This window comes from Luteimonas sp. WGS1318, from assembly GCF_043187535.1.
Lineage (GTDB): Bacteria > Pseudomonadota > Gammaproteobacteria > Xanthomonadales > Xanthomonadaceae > Luteimonas.
In genome coordinates this window covers 473,623-490,204 of sequence record NZ_CP171131.1, presented here as the reverse complement: position 1 = coordinate 490,204, position 16,582 = coordinate 473,623, and the positions used below count along the sequence as shown (strand labels likewise).

12 protein-coding genes are annotated in these 16,582 nt (G+C 70.6%); 4 read left to right on the top strand and 8 right to left on the bottom strand.

Features of this window, described 5'->3' with window-relative positions:
* Positions 1-2: 2 nt before the first annotated feature.
* The 3 genes from ftsX to rhlB all read right to left on the bottom strand — a co-directional run bounded on the left by ftsX (position 3) and on the right by rhlB (position 3,573).
* Entirely contained in the window at positions 3-953 is a 951-nt protein-coding gene (gene ftsX / locus ACF3M1_RS02055) for a permease-like cell division protein FtsX (RefSeq protein ID WP_394003458.1), read from the bottom strand.
* On the bottom strand, positions 946-1,635 hold the full coding sequence (gene ftsE, locus ACF3M1_RS02050) for a cell division ATP-binding protein FtsE (protein WP_394003456.1): 690 nt from the start codon (positions 1,633-1,635) through the stop codon (positions 946-948). Before ftsE ends, ftsX begins: the two co-directional genes overlap by 8 nt.
* A gap of 174 nt (positions 1,636-1,809) precedes the next feature.
* Positions 1,810-3,573, bottom strand: a complete 1,764-nt coding sequence (gene rhlB / locus ACF3M1_RS02045; RefSeq protein WP_394003454.1) for an ATP-dependent RNA helicase RhlB — start codon at positions 3,571-3,573, stop codon at positions 1,810-1,812.
* A gap of 176 nt (positions 3,574-3,749) precedes the next feature.
* Here rhlB and trxA point away from each other — a divergent pair, with 176 nt between their 5' ends.
* Positions 3,750-4,106 carry a thioredoxin gene (trxA, locus tag ACF3M1_RS02040; protein ID WP_394003452.1) on the top strand — a complete coding sequence of 119 codons (357 nt, stop codon included), beginning with the start codon at positions 3,750-3,752 and terminating at the stop codon, positions 4,104-4,106.
* A 307-nt stretch (positions 4,107-4,413) separates the two neighbouring features.
* A complete protein-coding gene (gene rho / locus ACF3M1_RS02035; protein WP_394003450.1) occupies positions 4,414-6,165 on the top strand; it encodes a transcription termination factor Rho in 1,752 nt (583 codons plus the stop codon).
* A 71-nt stretch (positions 6,166-6,236) separates the two neighbouring features.
* Here the strand turns inward: rho and ACF3M1_RS02030 are convergent, their stop codons facing one another.
* The 5 genes from ACF3M1_RS02030 to ACF3M1_RS02010 all read right to left on the bottom strand — a co-directional run bounded on the left by ACF3M1_RS02030 (position 6,237) and on the right by ACF3M1_RS02010 (position 13,247).
* Complete coding sequence (locus ACF3M1_RS02030) at positions 6,237-7,103, bottom strand: protein tonB (RefSeq protein ID WP_394003449.1); 867 nt, start codon at positions 7,101-7,103, stop codon at positions 6,237-6,239.
* A gap of 79 nt (positions 7,104-7,182) precedes the next feature.
* On the bottom strand, positions 7,183-10,473 hold the full coding sequence (locus ACF3M1_RS02025; protein ID WP_394003447.1) for an ankyrin repeat domain-containing protein: 3,291 nt from the start codon (positions 10,471-10,473) through the stop codon (positions 7,183-7,185).
* Positions 10,466-10,738, bottom strand: coding sequence for a YcgL domain-containing protein (locus ACF3M1_RS02020; protein WP_394003445.1), 273 nt, complete (start codon positions 10,736-10,738; stop codon positions 10,466-10,468). The genes ACF3M1_RS02025 and ACF3M1_RS02020 overlap by 8 nt, the downstream gene beginning before the upstream one ends.
* A gap of 98 nt (positions 10,739-10,836) precedes the next feature.
* Complete coding sequence (cydB, locus tag ACF3M1_RS02015; protein ID WP_394003443.1) at positions 10,837-11,850, bottom strand: cytochrome d ubiquinol oxidase subunit II; 1,014 nt, start codon at positions 11,848-11,850, stop codon at positions 10,837-10,839.
* The gene (locus tag ACF3M1_RS02010) at positions 11,850-13,247 is read right to left on the bottom strand and encodes a cytochrome ubiquinol oxidase subunit I (RefSeq protein WP_394003441.1); all 1,398 of its coding nucleotides are present in this window, start codon (positions 13,245-13,247) and stop codon (positions 11,850-11,852) included. Before ACF3M1_RS02010 ends, cydB begins: the two co-directional genes overlap by 1 nt.
* A gap of 198 nt (positions 13,248-13,445) precedes the next feature.
* Between ACF3M1_RS02010 and ACF3M1_RS02005 the strand changes: the two genes are divergently transcribed.
* On the top strand, positions 13,446-15,812 hold the full coding sequence (locus ACF3M1_RS02005) for a prolyl oligopeptidase family serine peptidase (RefSeq protein ID WP_394005149.1): 2,367 nt from the start codon (positions 13,446-13,448) through the stop codon (positions 15,810-15,812).
* Entirely contained in the window at positions 15,809-16,285 is a 477-nt protein-coding gene (locus ACF3M1_RS02000; RefSeq protein WP_394003439.1) for a hypothetical protein, read from the top strand. Before ACF3M1_RS02005 ends, ACF3M1_RS02000 begins: the two co-directional genes overlap by 4 nt.
* Positions 16,286-16,582: the final 297 nt, after the last annotated feature.

Below are 16,582 nucleotides of genomic sequence, written 5' to 3'. Positions count from 1 at the left end.
TCTCAGGTGTCGGTGGGGCGTGTCTGGCGCAGGAAGTGACCGGTCACGAACCCCGCGCCGATCCACCCGAGTGCGGTGGCACCGCCCAGCACGGCCGCCAGCCCCACGGGGCCGAAGCCGCGCAGGGCGAAGCCTGCGCCGTAACTGGCCGCCAGTTCGGCCAGCGGCGCCTGAAGTGCGAACGCCGCGCCGGCGAGCAGCGCGAGCGCGACCGCGCCGGCCGTCAGCCCGTACCACGCGCCGAGATACAGGAACGGCCGCCGGATGAAGCCGTCGGTGGCGCCGAGCAGTTGCAGCACGCCGAGCTCCTCGCGCCGCGACTGGATGTCCAGCCGCACGGTGTTGCCGACGACCAGCAGGGCGCCGAGGCCCAGCAGTGCCCCCAGCACCCAGACCACCCGCCCGCCGAAGCGCAGCCAGCCGTCGAGCCGGTGCCGCCATTCGATGTCGTGCTGCACCAGGTCGGCCTCGGGCAGCGCACGCAGCGATTCGGCCAGCATCAGCTCGTCGCCGCCGGGCGTCAGGATCAGCACGTGCGGCAGCGGATTGGCGTCGAGCGTATCGATCGCGTCGCCGAACTGGCCGCGTTCGCGCAGCTCGGCGAGGCCTTCGTCCGGCGTGCGGTGGACCACGCTGCCGACGTCGGCGCGGCCGCGCAGTTCGCCGGCCAGCGCTTCGGCACGCACGGCGTCGACGTCCTGGTCGAGGAACACGCTGATCTCGCGCGAAGCGTCGATGCTGCCGCCCAGACGGGCGAGATTGTCGAGCACCAGCCACAGGCCCAGCGGCAGCGCGAGCGCGACCGCCATGACCCCGATCGTCAGCGCCGTCGACCACGGACGATGGAACAGGCGACCCAGGCTGGCGACCACGCTGTAGGCGTGATGGTCGGCCCAGGTGCCGACCGGCGAGGCGGCGGCGCGGGCGGGCGTGTTGCGAGGCGCCTCAGGCATCGGCGAGATCCTCCGGCGCGATGTCGTCGGCCAGCGTGCCGTGATCGAGCACCAGGGTGCGCTTCTTCATGCGCTTGACCAGGCCGAGGTCGTGGCTGGCGATCAGCACGCTGGTGCCGCGCTCGGGCAGCTCGGCGAACAGGGTCATGATTTCGGCCGACAGTGTCGGGTCGAGATTGCCGGTGGGCTCGTCGGCGACCAGCAGCGTCGGCTCGCCGACGATCGCGCGCGCGATGCCGACGCGTTGCTGTTCGCCGGCCGAGAGCTGGGTGGGCAGCGCGCGCTCGCGGGCACCGAGTTCCAGGCGATCGAGGATCGCGCGCACCCGCTTGCCGATCTCGGGCCGGCGCATGCCGCGCAGGATCAGCGGCAGCGCGATGTTGTCGAACACGCTGCGGTCGGGCAGCAGGCGATGGTCCTGGAACACCACGCCGACCTCGCGCCGGTGCATCGCCACGCGGCGGCCGCGCACCTTCAGCAGGTTGCGCTCGGTGAACAGCACCGCGCCGCGGCTCGGCCGCTCGGCCAGATGGATCAGCTTCAGCAGCGTGCTCTTGCCCGCGCCGGAGTGGCCGGTGACGAACAGCATCTCGCCCGCGGCGACGTCGAAGTTGACGTCCGACAGGGCGACGTGACCGCCGGGATACTGCTTGCTGACATTGTCGAATCGCAGAACGCTCATGCGCGCAAGTATCGCAGGGAATCGTGCGCGCACGGCGTCATGCCGGACGCCCCGGCGGGCGCGACGGCGGGCGCGACGGCCGCCTCGATACCGCCCGCGACCCGCGACGACCGACACGCGGCGGCACAAACGAAAAGGCCCCGCCGGAGCGGGGCCTTCGTGCGCCGGGCGGACTCAGCGCGTGTCGCCACCAGAGACCAGCCGGCGCAGGCCGCGCCCGATGCGGCTGAGCAGGGACGGGCTGGCATCCTGCGACGACGCCGACGGAGCGGGACGCTGGCTCGCGCGTACCTCGCGCGGCCCGGACTTCGCCGCACTGCGCGCCGGCTTCGCGGCGTCGGCCGGCTTGGCGTCGGCCGTCTGCGCGGTCGCCGTCTCGCCGCCCTCGATCTTCTTGCCACCACGCCGGCGACGGCGCTTGCGCGGCGGGCGCGACTCGTCCGGCATCGCCGCGGCCACGGCGCCGGCCGCGTCGATGACCGGTGCGGGTGCAGGTGCAGGTGCGGCCGGCGCGGCCTCACCTGAGACGGCATCCGTCGGCGGGCGTGGCGGGCGCGGTGCACGGGGACCGCGGCCTTCGCCACTGCCGCCGGCACGCGGCGCACGGCCGGCACCGGGGCCGCCGCGACCGCCACCACTGCGGCCACCGCCGCGCTTGGCGTCTTCGGCCGCGCGTGCCTCACGCACTTCCTTGAAGATCTCGCCGATGCTCTCGCCGTCCTCGGCGTCGACCTCGACGCCCTCGCGCGGCGCGCGGGGCAGCGCGGTCAGCAGCTCGGATGTCACCGGCTCGACGGGGATCTTCTGCTCGATGTAGGCCTCGATGTCCGGCAGGCTCTGCGCGTAGCGCTCGCAGGCGAAGCTGATCGCATCGCCCTCGGCGCCGAGGCGCGCGGTGCGGCCGATGCGGTGGACATAGTCCTCGGCATCGAACGGCAGGTCGTAGTTGAAGACGTGGCTGACACCGTCGATGTGCAGGCCGCGCGCGGCGACATCGGTGGCGACCAGCAGTTCCAGCTGGCCGGCCTGGAACTTCTTCAGCAGGCTCTCGCGCTTCTTCTGCGGCACGTCGCCCGACAGCACACCGACCCGGTAGCCGGCACGGTCGAGCGCCCGCGCGACGCGCTCGACGAAGGCCTTGGTGTTGACGAAGACCATCGTCCGCGCGCCTTCGCGGCGTGACAGCAGGCCGAGCAGCAACTGGATCTTCTCGTCATCGGCGGGGAAGTACATCACCTGCCGCACCTTGGCATTGGTGATGAACTCGGTCTCGACGACCAGCTTCTCCGGCTCGTTCATGTGCTCGTAGGCGAGCTCCAGGACACGATGGCTCAGCGTCGCCGAGAACAGCAGCGTCTGCCGCTCGGTGCGCACCGGCATGCGACGCAGCAGGAACCGGATGTCCTTGATGAAGCCGAGGTCGAACATGCGGTCGGCCTCGTCGAGCACGCACATCTCGCAGGCGTGCAGGCTGACGACCTTGTGCTGCTTGACGTAGTCGATCAGCCGGCCAGGCGTGGCGATGATGACGTCGGCGCCCTCGGTCAGGATCTGGCGCTGCTTGTCGTAGTCGACGCCGCCGTAGACCAGGGCGAACTTCAGCCCGAGTTCGCTGCCGAACTTCACCGCGTCCTTGTGGATCTGGATCGCCAGTTCGCGGGTCGGCGCCAGGATCAGCGCGCGCGGATCTTCCGGCTTGCGGTCCGCCAGCGCCGGCTTCGACAGCAGCCGGTTGATGACCGCCACGAGGAAGGCCAGCGTCTTGCCGGTGCCGGTCTGGGCCTGGCCGGCGACGTCACGCCCGGCGAGGGCGAGCGGAAGGGTCAACGCCTGGATCGGCGTGCAGCGGGTGAACCCGGCGCTCTCGAGCCCGGCAAGCAGGGCCGGATGCAGGTCGAACGACGAGAAGGTGATGTCGGTTAAGGGTTTATCGCTCATGCGGAGTATTTGAGAACCGTGTCCGGGCGTCGCCGGGTGCGGGCGCCGCGTGCTTGCGTGGGCGGCAGCCGCAACGCAGACTGCCTGGGGCGGGACGCGTGGGTCATCCCGCGGTGCGCCGCCTTGATTCCGGCGGACGATCCCCCATTTTACCATCCATCCCGGCGCCGCTGCCGATGCAGGCGCCTTCCCCACTGGAGACCCCCGTGAGCAATGCCGTCATCCACGCCACCGATTCCGACTTCGAGACCACCGTCCTGCAGTCCGACGTGCCGGTCCTGGTCGACTTCTGGGCGCCGTGGTGCGGCCCCTGCAAGATGATTGCCCCGGCGCTCGACGAGCTGGCCGGCGATTACGCCGGGCGCGCCAAGGTGGTCAAGGTGGACGTGGACCAGAACCAGGCCACCGCCCTGAAGTACCACGTGCGCTCGATTCCGATGCTGCTGGTGTTCAAGGGCGGCCAGGTGCACGGCACCCAGATCGGCGCCGTGGGCAAGCCGCAGTTGGCGCAGCTGATCGACAAGGCGCTCTGAGCGCCTCCCCCAGCGCACCAGCCCGTTCGGCGGGCTGGCGCGCGCGCCAGCCCAGCGAGGCGTCTTTCAGCGAGCCGCCCGCGGTTTTTTGGGCCCTGAAACGCGTCGTCATGCGCCGCAGCGGCTGAATCGCCGCCGTCGGCCCGCTTGCCGGCGCCGGGCCGGCGATGCTAGGTTTGCCTGACTCCGGCATGCGTTTCGCCTGCCGCACCCATCTGGTCGCACCTGCCGGGCGCTGTTTCCCGGCTCTGCCGTCTCCAACCTTCCGCCCGGTCCCGGGCGCTCGCAGCGAGCGAGGATTCTCCTCTTGTCCGACAACACCCCTGACGATTCCGGCGCGCCGACCGGCGATGCAGCCGTGAAACGTGTCCGTAAGCCCCGCGTGGCGAAGAAGCCCGCCGAGGCCGCTTCCGATTCCACTCCCCAGTCCCAGCTCCAGCTTCCACCGCAGGACGCCCCCGCGCCCCGGCCGCCGACCCAGGCCTCCGAGCCGCAGCGCGATCCCGGCGGCAAGCCTGCGGGCGACGCGCCGTCGCAGGATGGCGGTCCGCGCAACGGTGGCGAGCAGCGCCCGCCCCAGCAGGGTGGCCAGCCGCACAACCAGAACCCGAACCGTCAGGACCAGAATCGCCAGGACCAGGGCCGACAGGACCAGGGCGATCGCGGCAACCGGCGCGACCGGTTCAAGAACAACCGGCGCGACCGCCCGCGTGGTGGCCGCGACGACGGCCTGCCGCAGGACGGTGGCAACGACCAGGCGCAGCGTCTGCCGCCGCCGAACGTGCCCGAAGGCTTTCCGCAGTATTCGCTGAGCGATCTCAAGCGGATGCCGGCGCACAAGCTGCTCGACATCGCCGACCAGCTGGCGATCGAAGGCGTGGCCCGCGCGCGCAAGCAGGACGTCATTTTCGGCCTGCTGAAAGTGCTGACGCGTCATGGCGAGGGCGTCGTCGCCGACGGCGTGCTCGAAATCCTGCCCGACGGTTACGGCTTCCTGCGCGCGGCCGAGGCGAGCTATCTCGCCGGCCCGGACGACGTCTACATCTCGCCCAGCCAGATCCGCCGCTTCAACCTGCGCACCGGCGACCATCTGCTGGGTCGCATCCGCTGGCCCAAGGACGGCGAACGCTACTTCGCGCTGTCGGTCGTCGACACGATCAACGGCGAGCCGCCGGAAGCCAGCAAGGGCAAGGTGCTGTTCGAGAACCTGACCCCGCTGTTCCCGCGCAAGCGCTTCAAGCTCGAGCGTGGTGACGGCTCCAGCGAGGACATCGCCGGCCGCATCCTCGATCTGATGGCGCCGCAGGGCAAGGGCCAGCGCGCCCTGATCGTCTCGCCGCCGAAGGCGGGCAAGACGATGATGATGCAGCAGATCGCCAGCGCGATTACCTACAACCATCCCGACGTGCACATGATCGTGCTGCTGATCGACGAGCGTCCGGAAGAAGTGACCGAGATGCAGCGCACCGTGCGCGGCGAAGTCATTTCCTCGACGTTCGACGAGCCGGCCGCGCGCCACGTGCAGGTGGCCGAAATGGTCATCGAGCGCGCCAAGCGCCTGGTCGAGCACAAGAAGGATGTCGTCATCCTGCTCGACTCGATCACCCGCCTCGCCCGCGCCTACAACAACGTCGTGCCGAGCTCGGGCAAGGTGCTCACCGGTGGTGTCGACGCGAACGCGATGCACCGCCCGAAGCGCTTCTTCGGCGCCGCGCGCAATGTCGAGGAAGGCGGTTCGCTGACCATCATCGCCACTGCTCTCGTCGACACCGGCAGCGCGATGGACAAGGTGATCTACGAGGAGTTCAAGGGCACCGGCAACTCCGAAGTGCACCTGGACCGTCGCATCACCGAGAAGCGCGTCTACCCGGCGATCAACGTCAACCAGTCGGGCACCCGCCGCGAGGATTACCTCATCGAGCCGGACCTGCTGCAGCGCATCTGGATCCTGCGCAAGCTGCTCCACCCGATGGACGAGATCGCCGCGATGGAATTCCTGCTCGACAAGATGAAGAGCACGAAGTCCAACGACGAATTCTTCTCGTCGATGAAGCGCTGATCCAAAGGATCTTCGCTCAAGAAAAAGCCCCGCGCATGCGGGGCTTTTTCGTGCAACTGTTCCAGGAGCGCTCAGCCCTCGAACGGCGTCAGCAGTTTGAACCGTGAGTTTTCCGGCGTCACGCCACCTGCCACCAGCGTGTCGGGACTGAAACCGGGAGGCGTCGGCGCCGCCCATTCGGGACGCTGCTGCCGGCCCGGATGGTAGGCACTCCATTGACCGTACGCGGTGTCCCTGTCGTCGTGCAACGCGAACTGGACCGGTACGCGGACCACCCAGTAATCACGCGTCACCTCATCCCCCCGATCAGGCGGCGTGAATGTCCAGTGCCTGCGTGCGTTGTCGATCGCGGTCCTCGACAAGGTGTCCCGGATCATCTGCATCTGTCGTGCGTTCCCGAGCGCGGTCAGGTTGACCTGTTCCGCGACCACGTCCTCGGGCTTGCCGTCGCGACCGACCTTAACCAGCAGATAGACGGTGCCCTTGCCGCCGATCTCGGCGATGTTCATCGGATAACGCGGCGGGCGCAGATCGGATCGGCGCACGCTGGTGCGATCGGCATCCGAGTACTCCTCACCGAAATGCGCGCTCGCAATACGCACGTTCATGCTGCCGTCGCGATCGCCGACCGGCGTCGCGACGAGTCGTACGCTCATCTTCGCGCGCGCGAGTACAGGCACACCATCGACGAGGACCGGCCCGAAACGCAGCTCGGGAATAGCCTGTTCGATCAGGCTGACCGCATGGGCGGGCAGCTTCTCGGGCTGGTCGAGCGCATGGCCGCTCACCTTGCCGTCGCGATCGATGTCGACGTGGCCGGTGACGAGCATCGAGGCTTCGACTTCCCGCTGCGCCTGGCGCGCGGTCTGGGCATCGGCGACGGGCACGGCGCCCGCGAGAAACGCAACCGCGAGCAATGCTGACAAGGTTTGGTTCATGGGTGCTTCCTGCGCAGGACCAGACCCCGACAGTGCCGTTTCCAGATGCCCGGGACAAGCCCGGGCAAACCCCGGGTTGTCAGCGCTCGCGCAGGAACCGCGCCATCGATACGCCGTCGCCGCCCTGCACCGGCGCGAACTCGGCGGCGACGTCGACGAAGCCGCGCATCACGGCGATCTCGCGCGGCGTGCGGTTGAGGGTGTCGCGCAGGTCCGGATCGGCGCCGGCGCGCAGCAGGCGACGGGCAAGCCGCAGCTGGCCGTGCAGGCCGGTCAGGTGCAGCGGACCGAAGCCGCGCGGATCCTGGGCGTCGAGCGACACGCCCTCGTCGAGCAGATGCTCCAGCGCCGCGAGCACGACGTCCTCGTCGCAGGCCGTGCCCGGCTCGGCGCGCGCGCCCAGCAGCAGCAGCAGCGGCGTGACGCCACCCGCGGCAGGCGCGTCGACCTCCGCACCCGCCAGCAGCAGGGTGTCGAACAGCGCCAGCAGGCGCGGCCGGTCACGCGAGGTGAAGCCGTAAAGAGCCGCACAATGCAGCGGCGTCAGGCCCTGGGCATCGGTGCCGTGGATATCGGCGCCGGCGGTCAGCAGCCGGGCGGCCAGATCCGGCAGGCCGAGCGCGGCGGCCAGCATCAGCACGCTGACCTCGCCGGGCAGGCGCTGGTCGAGGCCGGCGCCCGCGGCGAGCAGGCGCTCGACGACCACGCCGTGACGCATGCTCACCGCAGCCGACAACGGGGTTGCCCCGGACTGCGCAGCGCGAGCGGCATCGGCGCCGCGCGTCAGCAGCAGGTCGACGACGGCCACGTGCCCCCCACCCGCCGCGCGCAGCAGCGCGGTGCAGCCCTGGCTGTCGGCGGTGTCGATCGGCAGGCCGAGATCCAGCAGGCGGCGGACCGCGTCGGCGTCGCCGGCCATGGCCGCGGCCGGAAGGTCGGCGGCCTCGAGTGCGCGCCGGGGCGGCGCCCAGCCGCGCCAGTCGAGCCAGTCGGCGAGATCCCGTCGCCCGGCCGACAGCGCCACGCCCAGCGGCGTCTGGCCGTCCGCGGCGCGCGCGGAGGCCGATGCGCCGTGGCGCACGAGGGTCTTCAACGCCGCCTCGCGCCCGAGCGCGGCGGCGAGGTGCAGCGCGGTCATGCCGCGCGAATCGCGCGCGTCGAGATCCACACCGATCGTGACGAGGCGCTCGAGCAGACGCGGCCAGCCCAGGCGGACGGCCAGCGAAAGCGCGGGATCGCCGTGTGGCGAAGCGGCGAACGGATCGGCGCCGCGCGCGAGCAGGTCGAGCGCGGTGCTCTCGAACACGCGGGCGGCCTGGTCGCGATCGGCGCAGGCGACGAGGTAGCGTGCCAGCCCGCCCGCGCCGCCCGGCGACGCCCCGTGATGCAGCAGGGCCTGCAGCAGCGGCAGCGCATCCGGCGCGGTCGACAGCAACGCGGACAACGCCGTGTCACCGGCCTCGTCGCGGACGTCGACGTCGGCACCGCGCGCCAGCAGCCATTCCACACGCTCCAGCGACGGCGGCGCCTCGGTGTCGCGCAGCAGCCGGCCGAGATCGGCGGGCGTGAGCAGGCGCAGCACGGCGTCGAGGTTGGCGAAACGCCCGTCGCGCAGGCTGTCCCGAAGCAGCACGAACGGCGTGCGCGCATCGGATTCGAAGGGTTCGTCGGCCCCGACATTGCCCGGCAGTGGATACGCCGGATCGAGCGCCCGCACCAGCGCCCAGCGGCCGGACTCGGCTGCGTGGTCGGCCGGCCGCTTGCCGTCCGGCCCGGCCACGTCGGCGGGCACGCCGAGGGCGAGCAGACGCTGCACCAGCGCCACCGACGGCGCATCCGCCGCGCAGGCCAGCACGATCGCGTTGCGGCCTGAGATGTCGACGGCCGAGACGTCGGCGCCCGCGGCCACCAGCGCCTCCACCGCCGCCAGCCGGCCACCGCGCGCCGCGTCGAGCAGCGGCGTGCGGCCGTCGTTGTCGCGGGCGCGCACGTCGGCGCCGGCCGCGAGCAATGCGGCGAGGATGTCGGTGTGCCCGTTGAAGGCCGCCACGTGCAGCGCACCGCGACGTGCGGCATCGCGTGCATCCACGCGGGCCTTGTGCCGGATCAGCAACTGCACACCGGCGGCATCGTCTTCGTCGCCGCCGGCCGCGCCGAGCAGGGCCGGGGTCCCGCCCTCGGCGTCGGCCCGCGCGCCGCGCTCGAGCAGGAATTTGGCCAGCCGCCAGTTGCCCGCGGCGCAGGCCACGCCGAGCGGGGTCAGGCCGTCCTGGTTGCGGGCTTCGAGATCGGCGGCCGCGTCGCCGAGCAGCGCGGCGACACCGGGATCGGAACTGCGCGCGGCCAGATGCAGCGGCGTGTTGCCGTCGCGATCGGTCACGCGCGGATCGGCGCCGTTCGCGAGCAGGGTCATCACCGCTTCCGGGCGGCCATGCCAGCTGTCGCGGGTTGCGGCGAGCAGCGGCGTCATGCCCGCGTGCGCTCCGTTGACGTCGACACCTTGCGCGATCAGTGCGCGCAACAGGCGCAGATCCGGCAGCACCGCGGCGAGCACCGGCAGGCTGCGCTGGTCGCGTTCGTCGGCGGCGGGCAGCGCGTGCACGTCCGCGCCCGCGTCGATCAAGGCCAGCGCGCGGTCGACCCTGCCCCCGCGCGCAGCGGCGTACAGGGCGATGTCCGGCGCCGCATCGGCGGGCTCGTCGAACAGCGCGGCGGCGGGATCGCCGTGCATCTCGACGACCTGCATCGCCACCGGGGCCGGCGGCGCCAGCCGCTGCAGCGCGTCGTGCAGCGCGAACCACGCGAACGCCGCGACGACGACCAGCAGCGATCGCACGCCTGCGCCCACCGGCGGCAACCAGGCCAGCAGCAACACGAGGGCGACGACGGCGGCGACGCAAGCCGCTGCGGCCATGCCACGCCAGCGACCGGTGTCGTGATCGGCCAGCGCGCGCCAGTGCTGGCGCAGATCGCCGCCATCGCGTTCCACCGCGTGCCACAGCGGCCAAGTGCGCCAGAACCCGATCACCGCCAGCCCGACGACGACACTCGTCGCCAGCGCCGCGCCCAGTTCGCCGCCCTGGCGCAAGGCCTGCAGCGGCCAGGCGACACCCAGGCCGGCGATGCCGACGGCCGCGCCCCAGACAGCGAGCAGGGCGAGTGCATCGGTGCGCAGTGATGCCGCATCCAGCGGCGCACCCAGCTGGCGCGCGCGCACTGCGAGCGCGTAGGCCGGCTGTGCGAGCACGCCGGCCAGGGCCGCCACGATGCCGCCGACCGCGGTCAACGCGGTCAACGCCAGCGCAGCCAGCAGCAGGCCGGTCGCGGATCGCAAACGGGAACGGGTCCCGCGACGCGGTGCCTCAGGCATCGGTGCCCCAGTCACTGGTCAACGGATCGGCCGCCAGCGTCGGCGGCATCTGCAGATGGAAACCCAGGCGGCGCAGGTGATCGCGCACGACGTCGGGATTCTCCCGGGCCAGGGTGCGTCCCGGCACCAGCGCCACCTCGAGCACGAACGTCAACGCGCCCAGCCGCTCGCGCACCGGCTCGGGCACGGCATCGAAGGCGTCGCGTTGGGCGAGGTAGACATAGGTATCCGCCTTGCGCTGGCTTTTGTAGACGTAGGCGTGCATGGCCGGGAACACCGCGGAAACACACGGGATTGTGCGGCAAAAGGCCTGGCTTGGGTATCGCGGCACGGTGCGCGCAGGGCGGGATTTCGACGTCCGGTTCAGTGATAGCCGACGTCGGCCGCCACCTTGCCGCGGAACACGCGGTAGGCCCACGCGGTGTAGCCGAGGATCAGCGGCAGCAGCACGATCAGCCCCACCAGCACGAAGCCCTGCGACGACGGCGGCGATGCGGCCTCCCAGATGCTCAGCGACGGCGGCACGATGTTCGGCCACATGCCCAGCACCAGGCCGGCGAAGCCGAGGCCGAAGAAGCTCAGCGTCAGCAGGAACGGGCGCGCATCGCGGCCCTCGTGCATCGCGGAGCGCCACAGCAGCACCACGTTGGCCAAGGCCAGCACCGGCACCGGCGAGAGCCACCAGAAGTTCCCGTCCTCGAACCAGCGCGCCATGATCCGCGAATCGAGAAACGGCAGCCATGCGCTGACCAGCCCCATGAACGCGGCCACCACCAGCACCAGCGGCCGGGTCAGCGTGCGTGCGATCAGCTGCAGCCGGCCCTCGGTCTTGAGGATCAGCCAGGTGCTGCCCAGCAGCGCGTAGCCGAACACCACCGCCGCGCCGGTCAGCATCGAGAACGGGCTGAACCAGTCCAGCGCGCCGCCGGCGTACTTGCCCTCCTCCAGCGGCATGCCTTCGACCAGCGCGCCGAGGATCACGCCCTGCGCGAACGCCGCGAACATCGAGCCCAGCGCGAACGCGCCGCCCCAGAACCGCTTGCCGCGCCGGGCCTTGAAGCGGAATTCGAACGCCACACCGCGGAACACCAGCGCGATCAGCATCAGCAGCACCGGCAGATACAGCGCCGACAGGATGATCGCGTAGGCGCGCGGAAACGCCGCCAGCAGCCCGGCGCCGCCGAGCACCAGCCAGGTCTCGTTGCCGTCCCAGATCGGCGCGGCGGTGTTCATCATGTGGTCGAGCTGCTCGCCGTCTTCGGCGAACGGGGCCAGCACGCCGAGGCCGAGCACGAAGCCGTCCAGCAGCACGTACATCAGCACGCCGAAGCCGATCACGCCGAACCACGCCACCGGCAGTGCGGTCACCAGATCCATCAGTCGTCTCCCACCGGGCCGTCGGCCGCGGAAATCGGCCGCATCGGTGTGCGTTCGCCGTCATCGGCGTCGGGGCCGTCGTCGAAGGGCTGCGGGCCCTTGCGGATCATCTTGAGGATGTAGCCGCCGCCGGCGCCGAACACCACCGCATAGGCGATGACGAAGGCGCTCAGCGAAATGATCACGCTGGTGCGGTCGATGTCGCTGACCGCATCCGCGGTGCGCAGCAACCCCTGGATCGCCCAGGGCTGGCGGCCGATCTCGACGACGAACCAGCCCGCGAGCACGGCGATGAAGCCCGAGGGCGCCATCAGCCGCCACGTATCGAGCAGCCAGCGCGATTCGAACAGCCAGCGCCGCCGCCACGCCCACAGCGAGACGGCGGTGAGCAGCAGCATCGCCATGCCGATGCCGACCATCACCCGGAACGCATAGAACACCGGCGCCACCGGCGGCCGTTCGTCGCGCGGCACCGCGGTCAACGGCGCGATCGTGCCGTCCCAGCTGTGGGTCAGGATCACGCTGCCCAGGCGCGGAATCGCGATCTCGAAATCGTTACGCTCCTCATCGGCATTCGGCACCGCGAACAGCACCAGCGGTACGCCCTCGCCGGGTGCGCTCTCGTGCCAGTGCGCTTCCATCGCCGCGAGCTTGACCGGCTGCACCTCGCCGGTCTTCAGACCATGCAGGTCACCGACGACGATCTGCAACGGCACGGTGATCGCGGCGAACGCGACCGCGAGCTTGAGCATCCGCGTCGCCGCATCGACGTGCTCCCCGCGGCGCAGATACCAGGCCGAAACGCCACCGATGACGAAACACGTCGTGATGAACGCCGCCAGCACCATGTGCGTGAGCCGGTACGGAAACGACGGATTGAAGATGATCGCGAACCAGTCGGCCGGATGGAACACGCCGTCGATCAGTTCATAGCCGGCCGGCGTGTGCAGCCAGCTGTTGGCCGACAGGATCCAGAACGTCGAGATCAGCGTGCCCACGGCGACCAGGCAGGTCGACAGGAAATGCAGCTTCTCCGACACCCGACCCCAGCCGAACAGCATCACCCCGAGGAAGCTCGCCTCGAGGAAGAACGCGGTCAACACCTCGTAGCTCAGCAGCGGGCCGAGAATGTTGCCGGCCTGGGCGCTGAGCACCGCCCAGTTGGTGCCGAACTGGAAGCTCATCACGATGCCCGACACCACGCCCATGCCGAACGACACGGCGAAGATCCGCATCCAGAAGAAGAACAGCTCGCGCCACACCGGATCGCGCGTGCGCAGCCAGCGCCATTCCAGGAACGCCAGCCAGCTCGACAGGCCGATCGTGAAGGCGGGAAACAGCACATGGAAGGAGATCACGAATCCGAACTGGATCCGCGACAGCAGCAGGACGTCCAAGGGGGCTCCAGGGTCTGGCGCGGCGCCAGTCTGCGTGCGCCGGCGTGAAAACCACATGCGGCACGCAGCCGCGCGTCACCTGGTCGCAGGGGCGCACGTGCACCCGGCATGACCTTCGCCAGAGCCGGCGGGCGCGGTCGCGCCGGTACACTGCGCGCTCCTTTTCGCTCCACGGACCTGCCGATGCGTCGTCTGTCGCTGCCCTGGGTGCTGGCCTGCGCCCTCGTTTCGCCCGTCACCCTCGCCCCCGTGCTCGCGCAACCCGCGCAGCCGTTGACGATGGAGCGGATCATGGACGATCCCGACTGGATCGGTCCGCCGGTCGAGTCGACCTGGTGGAGCTGGGACGGCAGCCGCGCGTACTTCACCCTCAAGCGCGAAGGGGCGACGATCCGAGACACCTGGGTGCAGCCCGTCGCCGGCGGCACCGCGACGCGTCTCGACGACGCCGCACGCGCCGACCTCGATGCGCAGAACCCGATCTTCGACGCCACCCGCACGCGCATGGCCTTCGTGCGCAACGGCGACCTGTTCGTGCGCGACCTGCGCACCGGCGCGCTCACCCAGATCACCCGTACCGAAGCACCTGAAGCCCAGCCGCAGTGGACGCCGACCGGCGGCCTGGTCTGGCGCGCGGGCACCGACTGGTACGGCTGGGACCCGCAGCGCGGCACCGCGCAGATCACCAGCCTCAAGGCCGAGGACGATCCGGCCAAGCCGCCGCCGGCCGACGACCTGCGCGAGCGCCAGTTCCACATGATCGAGACGCTGCGCACCGAACGCGACCGGCGCGATGCACAGCGCGCGCAGACCGAGCAGTGGCGCCGCGTCGATTCGACCCGTGCCGCCGCACCTGCCTATTTCGGCAAGAACGTCACCATCGCCGGCAGCGCGCTGTCGCCGGCCGGCGACCGCCTGATCGTCGTCACCGCGCCCAAGGGCGGCAACGAGGGCCAGGCCGGCAAGATGCCGCGCTACGTCACCGAATCGGGCTACGAGGAATTCGAGGACGTGCGCACGCGCGTCGGCCGCAACGATCCGCTGCCGCACACGCTGTGGCTGGTCGACGTGACCACCGGCCAGGTCCGCGAGCTGAAGACCGATGCCCTGCCCGGCATCGGCAGCGATCCGCTGGCCAGTCTGCGCCGCGCCGCCGGCAAGGACGCGCTGAGCGGCAACCGCCCGGTGCGCCTGGAGATCGACGGCCGCGGCGGCGGTGGCGGCGCGATCCGCTGGAGCGACGACGGCCGATCGGTCGCCGTCTCGATCCACTCGGTCGACAACAAGGACCGCTGGCTGGCGACGGTCGACCTGGCCGGCGCCGCACTGCAGCCGCGCCACCGGTTGACGGACCCGGCGTGGATCAACTGGGACTTCAACGAATTCGGCTGGCTGCCGGACCACCGCACGCTGTGGTTCCTGTCCGAGGAATCGGGTTATTCGCATCTCTATCTCAACGACGGCAGCCGCTCGCGCGCGCTGACCTCGGGCCGCTGGGAAGTGTCCTCGCCGGTGATGTCGCGTGACGGCAGCCGCTTCTTCTTCATGTGCAACCGGCAGTGGCCCGGCCGCTACGAGGTCTGCAGCGCGTCCGGCGGCGACGTCGCCGAGATCACGTCGAGCGGCGGCATCGAGGACTTCGTGCTCTCGCCCGACGAGAGCCGGCTGCTGCTGCGCCACTCGTCGAGCTACACGCCGCCGCAGGTGGCGGTGGCCGACGTCAACGGCGGCGAACTGCGCGTGCTCACCGACACCCGCAGCGAGGCCTTCAAGGCCCACGACTGGCTGCAGCCCGAGTACGTGCAGATTCCGTCCAAGCACGGCGCGGGCACGGTCTGGGGCAAGTTCTACAGGCCCGAGAATTACGAGCCGGGCCGCCAGTACCCGGTCGTGCTGTTCGTGCACGGCGCCGGCTACCTGCAGAACGTCCACGACCGGTATCCCACTTACTTCCGCGAGCAGATGTTCCACAACCTGCTGGTGCAGCAGGGCTACCTCGTGCTGGACCTCGATTTCCGCGCGTCCAGCGGTTACGGCCGTGACTGGCGCACGGCGATCTATCGGCAGATGGGCCACCCGGAACTCGAGGACTACCTCGACGGCATCGACTGGCTGGTCGACAACCACCAGGCCGACCGAGACCGCGTCGGCATCTACGGCGGCAGCTACGGCGGCTTCATGACGTTCATGGCGCTGTTCCGCGAGCCCGGCACGTTCAAGGCCGGCGCCGCGCTGCGCCCGGTCACCGACTGGTCGCAGTACAACCACGCCTACACCGCCAACATCCTCAACACGCCCGACATCGACCCCGAGGCATACGCCAAGTCGTCGCCGATGGAATACGCCGACCGCCTGCAGGACCACCTGCTGATCGCGCACGGCATGATCGACGACAACGTGTTCTACAAGGACTCGGTGATGATGGCGCAGCGCCTGATCGAGCTGCGCAAGGACAAGTGGGAGCTGGCGAGCTACCCGCTCGAACGCCACGCCTACCAGCACCCGGCCTCGTGGTACGACCAGTACCGCCGCATCTACGAGCTGTTCGAGCGCACGCTGAAGTGACCGCGCCCGGCCCGTTGCCGGCATTCGAGCTGCTGCGGCCGTCGCCGTGGAAGATGCTCGCGCTGCTGGCGATTTCGGCCGGATTCGTGTGGATGGCGCTCGTCATCGGCGAGCGCCATCCGTTGATCGCGTGGATCGGCGGCGGGGTCTTCGGGCTGTGCGGCCTGGTCGCACTGGTGACGCTGCTGCCGGGCGCGAACCACTTGCGGCTCGATGCCGACGGCATCGAGCTGCGCTCGCTGTTCCGGGTCACCCGCTGGGGCTGGCGCGATGTCGTGCGTTTCGGCCCCACGCGCGTGGGCCTGCACACGATGGTCGGCATCGACTTCGCCGACCATGTGGAGGCTGCGGCGCGTCTGCGCCGCGTCAATCGCGGCCTGACCGGCTTCCATGGCGCCCTGCCCGACACCTACGGGCACCGCGCCGCGGACCTCGCAGCCAGACTGGAGACCTGGCGCCGCGCTTGCGCCTGATGTCCCGCGGGCGCGCGCGCGAAAGCGCCTCAACGGTCAAGCTCTTCGCGCGCAAGCGCGCTCCTACACGGTCGCCGTTGATCGGGAGCAAGGCGCGTGCGGGTACGCGCCCAGGCGTCATGCTCCGGTTTGATCAGGAAGGGGATGCGGGATACCCGCCGTCGCCGCGTTGCGCATCGCGCGATCGGACCGGACCTGCGGCGCGCACCTGCCCCCCCGTGCCAGTAGGAGCGCGCTCGCGCGCGAGGCGCGTTGCCGGGAAAGCCCTCGCGCGCAAGTGCGCTCCTACACGGCCGC